The 14925-nt window shown below is 66.8% G+C and carries 12 protein-coding genes; 7 read left to right on the plus strand and 5 right to left on the minus strand.

What is annotated here, in order from left to right:
- Nucleotides 1-5: 5 nt before the first annotated feature.
- The 3 genes from upp to QX010_RS04710 form a co-directional block, all read right to left on the minus strand.
- Nucleotides 6-635: a uracil phosphoribosyltransferase gene (gene upp / locus QX010_RS04700; protein ID WP_315721502.1), complete on the minus strand. Its 630-nt coding sequence runs from the start codon at nucleotides 633-635 to the stop codon at nucleotides 6-8.
- A 224-nt stretch (nucleotides 636-859) separates the two neighbouring features.
- Entirely contained in the window at nucleotides 860-2074 is a 1215-nt protein-coding gene (locus QX010_RS04705; RefSeq protein ID WP_316177935.1) for a URC4/urg3 family protein, read from the minus strand.
- 15 nt (nucleotides 2075-2089) lie between these two features.
- Nucleotides 2090-3346 carry a GTP cyclohydrolase II gene (locus tag QX010_RS04710; protein ID WP_315804443.1) on the minus strand — a complete coding sequence of 419 codons (1257 nt, stop codon included), beginning with the start codon at nucleotides 3344-3346 and terminating at the stop codon, nucleotides 2090-2092.
- A gap of 258 nt (nucleotides 3347-3604) precedes the next feature.
- Between QX010_RS04710 and QX010_RS04715 the strand changes: the two genes are divergently transcribed.
- Together QX010_RS04715 and QX010_RS04720 are read left to right on the plus strand one after the other, a co-directional pair.
- Entirely contained in the window at nucleotides 3605-4834 is a 1230-nt protein-coding gene (locus QX010_RS04715; protein WP_316177938.1) for an amidohydrolase family protein, read from the plus strand.
- A 279-nt stretch (nucleotides 4835-5113) separates the two neighbouring features.
- Nucleotides 5114-6040 (plus strand): N-carbamoyl-D-amino-acid hydrolase, encoded by a 927-nt coding sequence (locus QX010_RS04720; RefSeq protein WP_315804445.1) that lies wholly within the window; start codon nucleotides 5114-5116, stop codon nucleotides 6038-6040.
- Nucleotides 6041-6264: 224 nt separating this feature from the next.
- On the opposite strand, the gene QX010_RS04725 is transcribed toward QX010_RS04720, so the two are convergent.
- On the minus strand, nucleotides 6265-6924 hold the full coding sequence (locus QX010_RS04725; protein ID WP_315804446.1) for an aspartate/glutamate racemase family protein: 660 nt from the start codon (nucleotides 6922-6924) through the stop codon (nucleotides 6265-6267).
- 128 nt (nucleotides 6925-7052) lie between these two features.
- Between QX010_RS04725 and hydA the strand changes: the two genes are divergently transcribed.
- The 3 genes from hydA to QX010_RS04740 all read left to right on the plus strand — a co-directional run bounded on the left by hydA (nucleotide 7053) and on the right by QX010_RS04740 (nucleotide 10432).
- Entirely contained in the window at nucleotides 7053-8522 is a 1470-nt protein-coding gene (gene hydA, locus QX010_RS04730; protein ID WP_316177940.1) for a dihydropyrimidinase, read from the plus strand.
- Between the two features lie 175 nt (nucleotides 8523-8697).
- Nucleotides 8698-9669: an NAD(P)-dependent oxidoreductase gene (locus tag QX010_RS04735; protein ID WP_316177942.1), complete on the plus strand. Its 972-nt coding sequence runs from the start codon at nucleotides 8698-8700 to the stop codon at nucleotides 9667-9669.
- 1 nt (nucleotide 9670) lies between these two features.
- On the plus strand, nucleotides 9671-10432 hold the full coding sequence (locus QX010_RS04740; protein ID WP_316177944.1) for an SDR family oxidoreductase: 762 nt from the start codon (nucleotides 9671-9673) through the stop codon (nucleotides 10430-10432).
- A 215-nt stretch (nucleotides 10433-10647) separates the two neighbouring features.
- On the opposite strand, the gene QX010_RS04745 is transcribed toward QX010_RS04740, so the two are convergent.
- Entirely contained in the window at nucleotides 10648-11544 is an 897-nt protein-coding gene (locus QX010_RS04745) for a LysR family transcriptional regulator (RefSeq protein ID WP_316177946.1), read from the minus strand.
- A 210-nt stretch (nucleotides 11545-11754) separates the two neighbouring features.
- Between QX010_RS04745 and QX010_RS04750 the strand changes: the two genes are divergently transcribed.
- Nucleotides 11755-13170 (plus strand): NAD(P)/FAD-dependent oxidoreductase, encoded by a 1416-nt coding sequence (locus QX010_RS04750; protein WP_315804451.1) that lies wholly within the window; start codon nucleotides 11755-11757, stop codon nucleotides 13168-13170.
- 124 nt (nucleotides 13171-13294) lie between these two features.
- Nucleotides 13295-14914, plus strand: coding sequence for an ABC transporter substrate-binding protein (locus QX010_RS04755; protein ID WP_315804452.1), 1620 nt, complete (start codon nucleotides 13295-13297; stop codon nucleotides 14912-14914).
- Nucleotides 14915-14925 lie beyond the last annotated feature (11 nt).

Raw genomic sequence — 14925 nt, forward strand, 5'->3', positions numbered from 1 at the left:
TGCTGCTACCGCGTGCCGTAGGCGCGGTCGCCGGCGTCGCCGAGGCCGGGGACGATGAAGGCGTCATCGTCGAGGCCATCGTCAATCGCGGCGGTCCACAGGGTGACATCGGGATGCAGGCCGCGGACGCGCTCGACACCTTCGGGGGCGGCGATCATGCAGACCATGCGGATGTCCTTGGCGCCGCGCTCCTTGAGCCGGTCGACCGCGGCGACGGCGCTGTTGCCGGTCGCGAGCACCGGGGTGACGACGACGGCCAGGCGCTCCTGCAGGTCGGACGGCGCCTTGAAGAAGTACTCGACTGCGGTGAACGTCTGCGGCTCGCGGTACAGGCCGATATGGGCGACGCGAGCGGTCGGCACCAGATCGAGCATGCCGTCGACGAAGGTGACGCCGGCGCGCAGCACGGGCACGAACACCAGCTTCTTGCCGGCGATCTTGGCCGACTGCATCCGCGCCAGCGGCGTCTCGACCTCGACCTCGGTCAGCGGCAGGTCGCGCGTGACCTCGTAGCAGAGCAGCATGCCGATCTCCTTCAAGAGCTCGCGGAACGACTTGGTCGAGATCGACTTGTCGCGGATCAGGGTCAGCTTGTGCTGCACCAGCGGATGATCGACGACCGTGACGCCTTCCATGGCTTTCATCTCCGAAGCGTAGGGTGGGCAAAGGCGCGACGCGCCGTGCCCACCGCGATCTTAGCTCAGCTTGGAATGATGGGCACGCTGCGCTTTGCCCACCGTACGCGCAACTGATCAGTTTCGTCATGGCGAGGAGCGAAGCGACGAAGCAATCCAGACGTCCTTCCCGCTTTGCTCGCAATGACGGAACCGCGAGGTCGGCGACCTCAGGCCCAAACCCCTTAAAACACCGTGCCGTCGGTGAGGATGGTCAGCGGCGGCGAACCGTCCGGGCGGCGGGCGAAGGCGAGCTTGCGGCCGGCGGCCCAGCTGCCGCCTTCGAGGATGCGCGCCAGCGGTAGCTGCTCCGCGGTCTGGCCGGTGCGCCGGCGGATCAGTTCGGCCAGCCGGTCGAGCAGGGCGACGGTCAACGCGCGCCATTCCACCACCAGCGGAGAATCGACCTCATGCACGCGCGCGGCATCGGCGGGATCGCGCAAGCTCAGCACACCGCCGTCGACGAACAGGCCGCCATTGCGGTATTCGGCGAGGCCGGTGAGGCCGTCGATGTTGTCCACCACAAGGCCGGCGCGCTGCAGCGGTTCGATCAGCGAATAGCTCAGCCATTGCGACAGCTTGTGCAGCGGGACGAGACCGGTGGTCGCGTCATCGGTGATCAATGATGGATGCCGCCAGCAATCGCCGAGCGCCGTGCCGTGCAGCGTCAGGCGTGACGGCCAGATCGGGCCGAGCTGACGCAGCACCTGCTGCAAAATCGAAGGGGCCTCGATGCGGCCGCCAGCAGCCAACCGATCGAACAGGCCACCCGGCCGCGGACCGTCCTTCGCACCGAAGACCTCGGGGCTTGCCGCCACGACGGCGCCTAGCCGCCGCAGCAACTCCACGCGCCCCTCGAGCCCGACCAGCGGATTGTCGGCACCGACCTGAAAACCGCGTTCGAGATCCGCGACCGTGAGCTGCCTGAGCCTCGCCGCATCGGCCCGCAGCGGATCGCTCGCATTGGACGAGAACGCGCCGCTTGCGAACATCTCGAGGCTGGCCAGCGCCAGCCCCTCGGAGCGGCCGACGCTGAAGCCGCTGGCTTCGTCATGATGGCGCCACGCCGCGCCGGCGCCGGCGTCGAGCAGCACGCTCGCGATGGCGAGATCGAACTCGGCGCGCGCCCGCGACGCCGCATTCGGCCAATTCACTTTGTCGGCGATCGCGGCCCAGCGATCGACACCACCGACCACGAAATGCCGCCAGCGCGAGTGGAACGGCACCTCGCCGTCGGGATAGGCCTTGCGGGTCACATCGAGCACGACGTCGGCGATCGCGTCGAGCCGGGCGATGTCGATGCGGAAATGCGGCAGCTTGTCGGCGAGACCGAGCGCAAGCAGCTGATGCGACCGCTCGCGCACGGCGCGGGCCGACAGGAGATATGAGACGTCGTCCATGATCTGCTGCTGCGCTCAATACTTCTCGAGCGGGCGGCCGACGGTGTCGCCGAGCGCCTCGGGTTTCTGCGGCTCCAGCGAGAAATAGCCGGCCGCCTTCTTGGCCGCGATCTCGACATGGGCGTCGGCGGGAATCAGCTCGTCTGGGATCGGCACGCGCTCGACGATGTCGACGCCTTGGCCCACCAGCGCGTCGTGCTTCATGTCGCTCATCGAGATGAAGCGGTCGATGCGTTTGATGCCGAGCCAGTGGATGACGTCGGGCATCAACTGCTGGAACCGGGCGTCCTGCACGCCGGCGACGCATTCGGTGCGCTCGAAATAGGCCGCCGCGGCGTCGCCGTCCTCCTGGCGCTTGCGCGCATTGTAGACCAGGAATTTCGTCACCTCGCCGAGCGCGCGGCCTTCCTTGCGGTTGTAGACGATGATGCCGAGCCCGCCGTTCTGCCCGGCCGCAACGCATTCCTCGATACCGTGGATCAGATAGGGGCGGCAGGTGCAGATGTCGGAGCCGAACACGTCGGAGCCGTTGCACTCGTCGTGTACGCGGCACGTGATCTTCGTTCGGCCGTCGTTCAGCTTGGTGACGTCGCCGAACAGATAGACCGTGGTGCCGCCGATCGGCGGCAGGAACACCTGCAGATCGGGCCGGGTCACCAGCTCCGGATACATGCCGCCGGTCTGCTCGAACAGGCCGCGGCGCAGACTGGTCTCGCTGGTGCCAAAGCGCGCGGCGACGCCGGGCAGGTACCACACCGGGTCGATCGCGACCTTCACCACCGAGACGCTGCCATTGGCATGCACGACGTCGCCGTCATGGACGAGGCGCTTGGCCGCGAGCGCTGCATGCAGCTCGGGGAGCTCGATGCGTGCCTTGGTCACGGCGATGGTCGGCCGGATATCGATTCCTTCCGCGATCTCGCCGCCGAAATTCTCGGCCACCAGATGGCCCCAGGGATCGAGCGCGACGATCTTCGCCGGATCGCGCCACTGCGCGAACGGGCCGATCGTGGCGGCGGGATGGGTGTTGGTGAGATCGGGGCGGCGGATCGGATCGAGCGCACCGGATGATACCGCGAGCGCGCGGTAGACCGTGTAGGAGCCACCATGGCTGCCGATCACGTTGCGGTCCTGCGGCCGCGACACGGTGCCGATGATCGGCCCGCGCTCGCGCGCGGTCTCGGCGCCCCAGTGGAGCGGGAAATTATGCTTGGCGCCTGGCACCGGGTGCGAGGTCAGGCGGATATGATCCGTGCGGTTGGAGCGAGTCATCGGACAGCCACCCCCAAAACGGCAACGGCCCGCCTTGACGACGGGCCTGAGCAGAACGCGTTCACGTTTTCCATGCATCAATATAGCAGTTTTTCTGCAGCAAACAAGGGTATCCCGGGCGGCATCTATTTGTAAACGAATGGTGACGACGGCCGGCTTGCAATGCAGCGCGGCCTCGCCCGCTGGCATGGCGCTTGCCTTTTGGACGCGACGCCGCCAGCTTGGCGCGCGTAGGGAGTCTTCGGCGGCAAAGGCGGCATGGACCTGATCATTCGCAACGCGGTGCTGGCGCAGCAGGGCGAGCTGCGCCGCGCCGATATCGGAATTTCCAAAGGCCGCATCGCCGCCATCGAGTCCGCGCTGCCGGCCGAGGTGGAGGAGCGCGACGCCGAACATTGCCTCGTCGTTCCCGGCTTCATCGAGACGCACATCCATCTCGACAAGACCTGCATCCTCGACCGCTGCAGCATCCGGGAGGGGACAGTCGCCGAGGCGGTGCGGGAGACCGCGGCGGCCAAGCGCAACTTCACGCCGGAGGATGTCTATGCCAGGGCGAAGCAGACCGTTGAGCGCTGCGTCAGCCATGGCACGATGCGGATGCGCACCCATGTCGAGCTCGATCCCGGCATCGGCTTCATCGCGTTCGAAGCCATCCAACAGCTCGCGCGCGACTACGCCTGGGCGCTCGATCTCGAGATCTGCGTGTTCCCGCAGGAAGGCCTGACGAACTATCCGGGCACCGAGGAGCTGCTGATCGAAGGACTGCGTCGTGGCGCGCGCACCATCGGCGCCGCCCCGTATTTCGACACCAACCCGCCGGCGCAGATCGACCGCATCTTCGCGATCGCGCGCGAACACGACGTCGACATCGACATGCATCTCGATCTCGCCGAGACGCTCGACCACATGCAGATCGAATATGTCTGCCGCAAGACCGAGGAGTACAAGTGGGGCGGGCGCGTCGCTGTCGGCCATGTCACGCAGCTGTCGCTGCTGCCGCCGGAACGCTTCAACGCGATCGCCGCGCAGCTCGCCAATGCCGGTGTCGCCGTGACCGTGCTGCCCTCGACCGACCTGCATCTGATGGGACGGCGGCAGGATCATGCGATCCCGCGCGGCGTGGTCCCGCTGGAGCCGTTGCGCGAGAGGGGCGTGACCTGCTCGCTCTCGACCAACAACGTGCTCAACCCGTTCACGCCCTATGGCGACGGCTCGCTGATCCGGATGGCCAACCTCTACGCCAATGTCTGCCACGTCTCGCGCCCTGACCATCTCGCCGGCTGCCTCGACATGGTGACCCATGATGCGGCGAAGCTGATGCGGCTCGGCAACTACGGCATCACCGTCGGCGCGCCGGCCGATCTCGTCTGCATCGATGCCGCCGATCCGACCGAGGCGGTCGCAACGCTGGCGCAACCGCTGTGGGGCCTGAAGCGGGGGCGGCCGTCGTTCTCGCGCACGCGCCCGGTGCTGCATCGGCCGGGATGATGGCGGCACCAGGTACTTTCGGCATAGTGGCACACGCCGCTCTCTCGATATCGGTTCGGTGCCGCCGGTCATCTCAGCGCTGTCCGATGCAGCGCCCTCTCCCCTTGTGGGAGAGGGCATGTACGGCCATCCGCGTACGCGGTCGGGTGAGGGGTCTCGTTCGACGAGTGCCGCTCGTGGAGAAAGACCCCTCACCCAACCGAGCTTGCCGAGACGTCATACATGCCCTCTCCCACAAGGGGAGAGGGCGCATATACGAACTGATTGTGGAGTTCCATCATGCGCATCATCAACGTTGCCGCGGCCCAGATGGGGCCGATCCAGCGCGCTGACAGCCGCGAGGCCGTCGTCACGCGCATGATCGCGCTGCTGGACGAGGCCAAGCGCAGGGGCGCTGATCTCATCGTCTATCCGGAGCTGGCGCTCACCACGTTCTTTCCGCGCTGGTACATGGAGGATCAGGCCGATGTCGATGCCTGGTTCGAGCGCGAGATGCCCAACGCCGCGGTGCAGCCGCTGTTCGACCGCGCAGCGCAGCACGGCATCGCGATGTATCTCGGCTATGCCGAGCTGACGCCGGATGGGCATCACTACAACACGGCAGTTCTCACCGACCGCGCCGGCAACATCGTCGGCAAGTATCGCAAGGTACATCTGCCAGGCCACGAGGAGTTCGAACCGGAGCGCAGCCACCAGCATCTGGAGAAGCGCTATTTCGAGCCGGGCGATCTCGGCTTTCCCGTCTGGCGCAATCTCGGCGGCATCATCGGTATGGCGATCTGCAACGACCGCCGCTGGCCGGAGACTTATCGGGTCATGGGCCTGCAGGACGTCGAACTGGTGCTGATCGGCTACAACACGCCGTCGGTGAATTCGCTGAAGTCAGCGGAGGGACTGCAGCAGCGCCTGTTCCACAACCGGCTGTCCGCGCAGGCCGGCGCCTATCAGAACTCGTGCTGGGTCGTGGCGGTCGCGAAGGCTGGCGTCGAGGACGGTCATCACCTGATCGGCGGCAGCCTGATCGTCAATCCCGACGGCGAGATCGTCGCGGAAGCGCTGACGGAGGGCGACGAGGTGCTGGTCGTACCTTGCGATCTCGATGCGACACGGTTCGGCAAGGAGACGATCTTCGACTTCGGGCGGCATCGCCGGGTCGAGCATTACGGGCTCATCACCAGCCGCACCGGCGCAGTGCCGCCGGAGTGACCCAATGTTGTAGTTTGTAGGCGAAATCCTCGCGCGGATCTCGGTGCGCTCCCTCTCCCCGTTCTTACGGGGAGAGGGTTGGGGTGAGGGGCAGCCACGCGCACCGACCGTGCGGAGAGTCCCCCTCACCCGGATTGCATCTGACGATGCAATCCGACCTCTCCCCGCAAGCGGGGCGAGGTGCACCGAGGTCGCCGCGCGAGTGTTGCCACCAAACAATGCGCTCAGCTGGCAAACGCCACCGCGCCCAGAGCCATGGTCACCGCAGCCTGGGTCGGATCGATCACCGGAATCCCCAGCGCGTCCTCCAGGTTCTTGCGATGCCGCGCCATGCCGGCGCAGCCCATCACGATGGCGCCGGCGCCGTCCTCCTCCTTCAGCGCGCGGCCGACCGCGATCATCTTCGCCAAGGTGCCTTCACCAGATGCCGTCTCGGCCACCGTCATGTCGAGCGGACGCTCGGCGGCGAGGCGGTCCATCAGCCCCATCTGGCGGAGATAGCGGATGTGGCGGCGGATCGAGCGCTGCGCGATGGCGAGCACGCCGAACGTATCGGCGCGGGTCAGCGCGGTGAGCACGCCGCATTCGGCGATGCCGAGCACCGGCCGTGCCGTGGCCTCGCGGCAGACATGCAGCCCAGGGTCGCTGTAGCAGGCGATCACGAAGGCGCTGGAGGCGTTGTCGCCCTCGACGAAGCGTCGCAGCGGCAGAGTGACGCTGTCCGCGTCCTTCTGGCTCTCGATGCCGTAGGGGCCTTCCTTCAGTGTCTCGCAGACGATCTCGGGCCCCTCCGCGAACATCAGCGGCTTGAGCGCCGCCGCGAGACCGTCGGTGACCACCTGGTTGGAGTTCGGGTTGATCACGGTGATGCGCGGGCGGGACATGGGAGCTACCTGCTTCTTCAGTGTTGACGGCGCGTGACAGGCAATCACTATGCCACGGCTGACGCAATGGGGCCGATGCGGCCATCTCGCGTCGACGGCGTTCCATTTGACAGAACTAGGAGATCGCGATGACCGAGCCGGCCTATGACCTGATCATCCGGGGCGGGCGCGTCGCCACCACCACGGATACGTTCGAGGCCGATGTCGCCGTATCAGGCGAGACGATCGCGGCGATCGGCCGCGGGCTCGGGCCCGCCAGGCGCGAGATCGATGCGCGCGGCAAATATGTGCTGCCCGGCGGCGTCGACAGCCATTGCCACATCGAGCAGCTCTCGGCTGCCGGCATCGTCAATGCCGACACGTTCGAGAGCGCGACGACCTCCGCCGCGTTCGGCGGCACCACCAGCGTGATCTCGTTCGCCGCGCAGCATGTCGGTATGCAGCTGCCGCAGGTGCTCGAGGACTACCACGCGCTGGCGCGCAAGGGCGCGGTGATCGACTACGCGTTCCACATGATCATTGCCGATCCGACCAAGGAGACCTTGGAGCGCGACCTGCCGGCGCTGATCCGGCAGGGGCACGGTTCGATCAAGATCTTCATGACCTATGACCGGCTCAAGATCGACGACGAGCCGCTGCTCGACATCCTCGTCGCCGCGCGCGAGGGCGGCGCGATGCTGTGCGCGCATGCCGAGAACCACGGCATCATCTCATGGATGGTGAAGCGGCTGCTGGCGCGCGGCTACACCGCGCCGAAATACCACGCCATCAGCCATGCGCGCTTCTCCGAGGCCGAGGCGTTCAACCGCCTGATCGGCATGGCGGCGCTGGTCGATCAGCCGATCATGATCTTCCACGTCTCGACCGCGGAAGGCGCCAAGGTGATCCGCGACGCGCGCGGGCAGGGGCTGAAGGTGTTCGCGGAAACCTGCCCGCAATATCTGTTCATGACGGCTGATGATCTCGACAAGCCCGGCATCGATGGCGCGAAGTGGATGTGCAGCCCGCCGCCGCGCCGCGCGCCCGACCAGGAGGCGCTGTGGCAGGCGCTGGCGCTCGGCGATTTGCAGACGATCTCGTCGGACCACGCGCCGTATCGCTTCGACGAAACCGGCAAGCTGCGCGCCGGTCCGAGCCCGAACTTCAAGCAGATCGCCAACGGGCTGCCGGGCCTCGAGCTGCGGCTGCCGCTGCTGTTCGACGCGATGGTGTCGAAGGGCCGGCTCGGCCTCAACAAGTTCGTCGAGCTCACCGCGACGGCGCCAGCCAGGATCTACAATCTGCATCCGCGGAAGGGCGCGATCGCGATCGGCGCCGATGCCGACATCGCGCTGTGGGATCCCGACAAGCACGTCACGATCAGCGATGCCGCCATGCACGACCTTGCCGGCTACACGCCGTTCGCCGGGCGCAGCGTGCAGGGCTGGCCGGTGACCGTGCTGTCGCGTGGCCGGGTGATCGTCGATGGCGGCAAGGTCTCGGTGCAGCCGGGCTCGGGCCAGTTCCTCGCCCGCAGCGGCGGCGAGGCGGCGAAGCCGACGGGACGGCTGGTAGCGGACATGGACCCGGAGCAGAATTTCGGGGCGACGCTGCTGTGAGGGCGCGAGCACACGTCGGCCGGTGGCCTCGTGCTTCGAGACGGGCGCTACGCGCCCTCCTCAGCATAAGGAGCGAGGGCGAGGTTCGCGGCGCGCGAGCCGTGTCCCCTCATGGTGAGGAGGCTGCGTCAGCAGCCGTCTCGAACCATGAGGCCCTCGGGGAGGCGTGTTTCGCATGCATGTCCTGATCTTCGGCGGGGCCGGCTTCGTCGGCCTCAACATCGCGCAAGGCCTGCTGGAGCGCGGCCATGCCGTGACGATCTTCGACGCAACAGGTCTGCCCGCGGCGGCGCAGCGTGCGTTTGAACCCTATCGCGAGCGTCTGCACCTGGTGCAGGGCGACGTCACCGATGCGAGCGCTGTGGCGGCCGCGATCAGCAATGGCTGCGATGCCGTCGTGATGGGCGCCGCGATCACCGCGGGCGCCGAGCGCGATGCCGCCGACCCCGAGCGCATCCTCGCGGTCAATCTGCTGGCGCAGGTGCCGATCCTGCGGGCGGCGCGCGGCAGCGGCATCCGCCGGGTCATCAACCTGTCCTCGGCGACGTCCTATGGCGCGAGCGGCCAGCGCTTCGCCGTGCTGGAGGAGACCACGCCGTGCGAGCCGGTGTCGCTCTATGCGATCAGCAAGTTCGCCTCCGAGCGCGTCGCCGCGCGGCTGAGCGATCTGTGGAAGACGGATGTCATCAGCGTGCGCCTGTCCGCCGTGTTCGGCCCGTTCGAGCGCGGCGGCGGCGTGCGCGACACGCCCTCGCCGCAGGCGCTCATCGCCGCCTGCTGCGCGCGCAACGAGCCTGCGCTGCTGAGCGAGCCGGGCGACAAGGACTGGGTTTACGCGGTCGACGTCGCGGATGCTGTCTGTCTGCTGTTGGAGGCTGAGAAGCCGCAGCACGCGCTCTACAACATCTCCAACGCGGCGACGTTCACAGCCGAAACCTGGGGCCGCGCCTTCGCGACCGGTCGAGCTGGATTCACCTGCCGGCTCAAGGAGCAGGGGGAAACGCCGACGGTGCCGGTGTTCGCACCCAATCGCGGCCGGCTGTCGACGACGCGGCTGGCCGAGGAGTTCGGCTGGCGCGCGCGCTTCGACTGCGCGGCTTCCGCCGAGCATTTCGGCCGCTGGTTCGATCAGTACGGGAGAGACTGAGATGAGGCTCAAGGCCAAGGTCGCCGTCATCACCGGCGGCGGCTCCGGCATCGGCCGCGCCAGTGCCGTGATGTTCGCGCGCGAAGGTGCGTTCCTCGCGTTGGTCGATCGCGATGCTGCAGGCGCCGAGGAGACACTGGCGCTGGTGCGCAATGCGGGCGGCGACGGCAGCGTCCATGTCGGCGATGTCGGCGACGCCGACTTTGCCAAGGCAACCATCGAGAGCGTGGCCGCCGCGCGCCGCCGGCTGGACGTGCTGATGACCGCGGCCGGTTTCTCCTGTGGCGGCACCGTCGTCACGACCGATCCGGCGGATTGGGATGCGGTGTTCCGAGCCAACGTCGGCGGCACCTGGCTGTGGGCCAAGGTCGCGGTGCCGATCATGCAGAAGCAGAAGGCCGGCTCGATCATCACCGTCGCATCGCAACTCGCGGTCGCCGGCGGCAAGGGCAATAGCGCCTATATCGCCGCCAAGGGCGCGATCATCAGCCTGACCCGCACCATGGCGGTGGACTTCGCCACCGATGGCATCCGCGTCAATGCGCTGGCGCCCGGCGCGATTGACACGCCGCTGTTGCGCCGCAGTTTTGCGCGCCACGCCGATCCGGAGCCGGTGCGCGAGGCCTCGCGCCAGCGCCATGCCATGAAGCGGTTCGGCGCGGCCGACGAGGTCGCTGCGGCCGCGCTGTTCCTGGCCAGCGACGAGGCGTCGTTCACGACCGGCATCGTGCTGCCGGTCGATGGCGGGTGGTTAGCGGCGTAGAAATAGAGCCAACTTGTCTCTCATCGTTTGAGCGGAACCATCGCCGCAAGAACCGGTATGCTCCCTCTCCCCGTAAGGACGTAAGGACGTAAGGACGGGGAGAGGGAGCGCACTGCTGTCGGCGCCATAGCTCGGCTCTCACCATCTGCGACGCAGCGGCTCGTGACAAAAATGACGGAATCCGGTTGTCATCTCTGTCACGCCGTTTCCGTAACTCACCGCTTCGTCGCCGCTCCCTTCCGATCACGCCCCCGCAAGATATCCGCGAGTGCCGCCGCATTCCGTGACAGCGGCTCGAAGCGCGGCGTCAGCAGATAAGCGCGCATCGGCGTCTTCGGCGCCAGGGGACGTGCCGCGAGGTCGGGCCAGGCGTGGCCGCGCAGCACGAACTCGTCGACGACGCCGAGGCCGGCGCCGGCGCGCACCATGGCGCAGGCGTCGGGCGTGTAGCGCACGATCGTGGCTGGCTCCGGGCCGCCGGCCAGGGCCGACGTGACGATGTGACCATAAGGCGTCTGCGGGCCGAAGCCGACCAGCGGATAGGGCAGCATGTCCTTCGGCCTGATGCTGCGCAGCCTCGTCAGGGCATGGTCGGCCGGCATGATCACGTGTAGCGCGCCCTCCGCGATCGTCTCTACCGCGACTGTCGGCTCGTCGACCGGCAGCACAGTGATGCCGAGATCGGCGCGGGCTGTGCCGACGCGGCCGACGATCTCCAGCAGGGTCAACGATTCGAACTCGACGCGCAGATCTGGAAAGCGGCCGCGCAGCCGCGACAGTGCCTCCGGCACCATGCCGTGGCCCGCGCTCGGGCTCGCCACCACGCGGATGGTGCCGGTGCCGCCGGCGCGCAGTTCGTCGGCGAGGTCGTTGATGCGCGCGACGCCGCGATGGACGTGCTCGACCTCGGCGAACAACCGCTTGGCCTCCGGCGTCGGCTGCACCCGGCCGCTGATGCGCTCGAATAGCTTGAGCTTGAGGCCATCCTCGGTATAGGCCAGCAGCCGGCTGATCGCGGGCTGCGATACCGAGAGCAGGCGCGCAGCGCCGCTGATCGAGCCTGTCATCATGATCGCGCGGAACACCTCGATCTGGCGCAGATTGAGCGGCATGCGACCTCTTGTCTCGCTGTGGATGGCTGTCGACTCTAGCCGCGGCTGCCGCCCCATAACAAGCTGTTATGGGCGGCGGACAAATCGGTATGGTCGGTCCCAGACCTGCTTTGCTAAGCTTCGCGTGCCGGGTGACATGACTGATGGAGAGAGCGTGAGCGACAGCGAGCGTTCCGATCGCGATTGCGCGTGTTTCATCCGGTGGCCGGCATGAGCGACGGTCTTGCCGCGCTGACGGCCCAGGTTCGCAGCGATCTTGCCAGGATCGCGCATCCCAGCATGCCATGGCTGACGCCTGTCACCGGTCCCGATGGCGGACCTGCGTTCGATGTGCTGATCGTCGGGGGCGGGCAATCGGGTCTCGCGACCGCCTTCGCGCTGCTGCGCTCCCGCGTCGGCAACATTCTCGTGCTCGACAAGGCTGAGGCAGGCCGCGAAGGACCGTGGCTCAGCTATGCGCGCATGCCGACCCTGCGCAGCCCGAAAGACTTCACCGGACCCGATCTCGACATACCTTGTCTGACCTATCAGGCGTGGCACGAGGCGAAGTTCGGCGGCGAGAGCTGGCGCAATCTTGATCTGATTCCGCGCGAATATTGGGCAGACTATCTCGCCTGGTATCGCGAGGTGCTCGACCTTCCCGTGCGCAACGGCTGCGACGTCGTCGATATCGCACCCGCCGCTGACGGACTGCTGCAGGCGACCGTGCGCAGCAAGGATGGTGAGACGACGATCCATGCCCGCAAGATCGTGCTGGCGACCGGGCAGGAGGGGATGGGCGACTGGAGCATTCCGGAGCCGCTGCGCCATCTGCCCGCCACGCGCGGCGCCCATTCCGGCGCCGAGATCGATTTCGACAGCCTGCGCGGCCGCCGCGTCGCCGTGATCGGCGCCGGTGCCTCGGCGTTCGACAATGCGGCGGCTGCACTCGAAGCCGGTGCGGCGCGCGTCGATCTGCTATGCCGCCGCGCGGAAATCCAGCTGATCCAGCCCTATCGCTGGCTGACGTTCCGCGGCTTTCTCAGGCACTTCTCCGAGCTCGACGATGCCTGGCGCTGGCGCTTCATGCGCGCAGTCCTGGAACTGCGCGAAGGTTTTCCGCAGCACACTTATGATCGCTGCGCCCGCCACGCGGCGTTCCGCCTGCAAGAAGGCGCGCCGGTCACGGGCGCGCGCGAGACGGCCGACGGCGTCGTGCTGCAGACAGCGAAGGGCGAGATCACGGCGGACTTCGTGATCAGCGCAACCGGCATCTCGATGGACTTCGCAAAGCGGCCGGAGCTGCGGCGCTTCGCGGCCAACATCGCGCGCTGGTCTGACCGCTACACGCCCGATGCGAGCGAACGCAACGATCGGCTCGGCGCCTTCCCTTATCTTGCAGACGACTATGCGCTGTGCGAGCGCAACGCGGGAGAGACGCCGTGGATCGGCAACATTCACGTGTTCGCCATCGCCTCGACGATGAGCTTCGGCGCGTCGGGATCGTCGATCAACGCAATGACGACCGCAGTGCCGAAGCTCGTGCATGGTTTGACGCGTGGGCTGTTCACGGCTGATATCGACAAGCATTGGGCGAACTTCCGGGCCTATGATGTGAAGCAGGCGACGGTGCGCCGTGGCACGTGATTTGCTGTTGAGCGTCGATGCCGAGAGTCGATCTTGTACGTCGATCTCATGGTAGCGCGTCGCGGATCTCCGCCGACGCGCGATTTCAGTGCCGGATTTTGAGACCAATGAGGGAACAGGGGCGATGAGTTTCGAGATGTCCAAACGTTCGTTGTTCGCGGCGACCGCGTGGCTCGCGGTGATGCTGGCTGCGCCGTCGGTGCATGCGCAGAGCCGCGCCGAGACTCTGCGCTACGTCACCGGCGCCACCGTCAACACGCTCGATCCGAACATTCCGGGCTCGACGCGCGAGGCCTTCGCGCTGTCGATGTCGAGCTACGACCGGCTGGTGTCGTTCGGCCGCAAGCAGCTCAATGGTAAGTGGGTGTTCGATCTCGACACGATCACCGGCGAGCTCGCCGAATCCTATTCTGTCAGCGCCGACGGTCTGAAGATCACCTTCAAGCTGCGCCCTGATGCGAAGTTCCAGGACGGCTCGCCGGTCACCGCCGAGGACGTCAAATGGTCGCTCGACCGCTGCGTCACCGCGCCGATCCTCGGCAAGGCGCAATTGCTGACGGGGTCGCTGACGTCGGCCGATCAGTTCAAGGTCATCGATCCCCTGACGTTCGAGGTGACCTTGCCGAAGCCGGACAAGCTGGCACTGCCGAATCTCGCGACCGTCTACCCGATCATAATCAACTCCAAGCTCGCAAAGGCGCATGCGACGGCCGAAGATCCGTGGGCGCTGAACTGGACCAAGGAGAATGCGGCCGGCAGCGGCGCCTACATCGTCGAGACCTTCAAGCCCGGCGAGCAGGTGATCGCCAAGCGCAACGAGGCCTGGAATCGCGGCACGCCGGACAAGCCGGCGGCATTCAAGCGCCTGATCATCCAGTCGGTGCCGGAGCCGGCGACGCGCGCCAACCTCGTCGAGCGCGGAGACGCCGATCTCGTGATCGACCTGCAGGCCAGCGACGTGCAGTCGTTGGAGGGCAAGGGCAAGCTGAAGGTGATCTCGACGCCGCAGTATAATGCGGTGACCTTCATCTCGATGAACAACACCATTCCGCCGTTCGACAACGTCAATGTGCGCCGCGCGATCGCCTATGCGCTGCCTTATGACGACATGTTCAAGGCCGCGCTGTTCAGCCGCGGCGCGCCGCTCTATGGCGCGACCTGGGCCGACGGCAAGCCGCCGAGCGGCGGCTATCCGATCCCGCAGCCGATCAAGCTCGACCTGGAGAAGGCCAAGGCCTATCTGAAGGACGCCGGCATGCCCGACGGCTTCTCGACCACCTTCAGCTTCAATGTCGGCCAGGCCGCGACCGCCGAGCCGATGGCGGCGCTGGTGAAGGAGCAGCTCGCCAAGATCGGCATCAAGGTCGACATCCAGAAGCTGCCGGACGCGCAGATGTCGACCGCGATCAACGAGAAGAAGCTGCCGTTCTTCACCGAGGGCATCGTCGCCTGGCTGCCCTCGACGGACTATTTCTACCGCAACTTCTACACCGGCAAGCAGCGCTGGAACTATTCCTCGACCGACAATGCCGAATTGGAGAAGATCGCGCAGGAGGCGCGCTTCGAGGCCGACAAGGCGAAATACGAGGAGCAGGGCAAGGCGCTCAACGCGATCCATTTCGACCAGATGTTCCAGATCCCGATCTGGCAGGCGGCGCAGGATGCGGTGATGCAGCCGACGGTGGACGGCTACGTCTACCAGTTCACGCGACAGGTCGATTATCGTAACCTGAGCCGCAAGTAACCGGGACGGCT

The organism is Bradyrhizobium sp. SZCCHNRI1009, assembly GCF_032487575.1.
Lineage (GTDB): Bacteria > Pseudomonadota > Alphaproteobacteria > Rhizobiales > Xanthobacteraceae > Bradyrhizobium.

Excerpts from the sequence above, each read along its gene's own strand:
- upp (WP_315721502.1), bottom strand. The coding sequence starts at position 635 with ATGGAAGGCGTCACGGTCGTCGATCATCCGCTGGTGCAGCACAAGCTG.
- QX010_RS04705 (WP_316177935.1), bottom strand. The coding sequence starts at position 2,074 with ATGGACGACGTCTCATATCTCCTGTCGGCCCGCGCCGTGCGCGAGCGG.
- QX010_RS04710 (WP_315804443.1), bottom strand. The coding sequence starts at position 3,346 with ATGACTCGCTCCAACCGCACGGATCATATCCGCCTGACCTCGCACCCG.
- QX010_RS04715 (WP_316177938.1), top strand. The coding sequence starts at position 3,605 with ATGGACCTGATCATTCGCAACGCGGTGCTGGCGCAGCAGGGCGAGCTG.
- QX010_RS04720 (WP_315804445.1), top strand. The coding sequence starts at position 5,114 with ATGCGCATCATCAACGTTGCCGCGGCCCAGATGGGGCCGATCCAGCGC.
- QX010_RS04725 (WP_315804446.1), bottom strand. The coding sequence starts at position 6,924 with ATGTCCCGCCCGCGCATCACCGTGATCAACCCGAACTCCAACCAGGTG.
- hydA (WP_316177940.1), top strand. The coding sequence starts at position 7,053 with ATGACCGAGCCGGCCTATGACCTGATCATCCGGGGCGGGCGCGTCGCC.
- QX010_RS04735 (WP_316177942.1), top strand. The coding sequence starts at position 8,698 with ATGCATGTCCTGATCTTCGGCGGGGCCGGCTTCGTCGGCCTCAACATC.
- QX010_RS04740 (WP_316177944.1), top strand. The coding sequence starts at position 9,671 with ATGAGGCTCAAGGCCAAGGTCGCCGTCATCACCGGCGGCGGCTCCGGC.
- QX010_RS04745 (WP_316177946.1), bottom strand. The coding sequence starts at position 11,544 with ATGCCGCTCAATCTGCGCCAGATCGAGGTGTTCCGCGCGATCATGATG.
- QX010_RS04750 (WP_315804451.1), top strand. The coding sequence starts at position 11,755 with ATGAGCGACGGTCTTGCCGCGCTGACGGCCCAGGTTCGCAGCGATCTT.
- QX010_RS04755 (WP_315804452.1), top strand. The coding sequence starts at position 13,295 with ATGAGTTTCGAGATGTCCAAACGTTCGTTGTTCGCGGCGACCGCGTGG.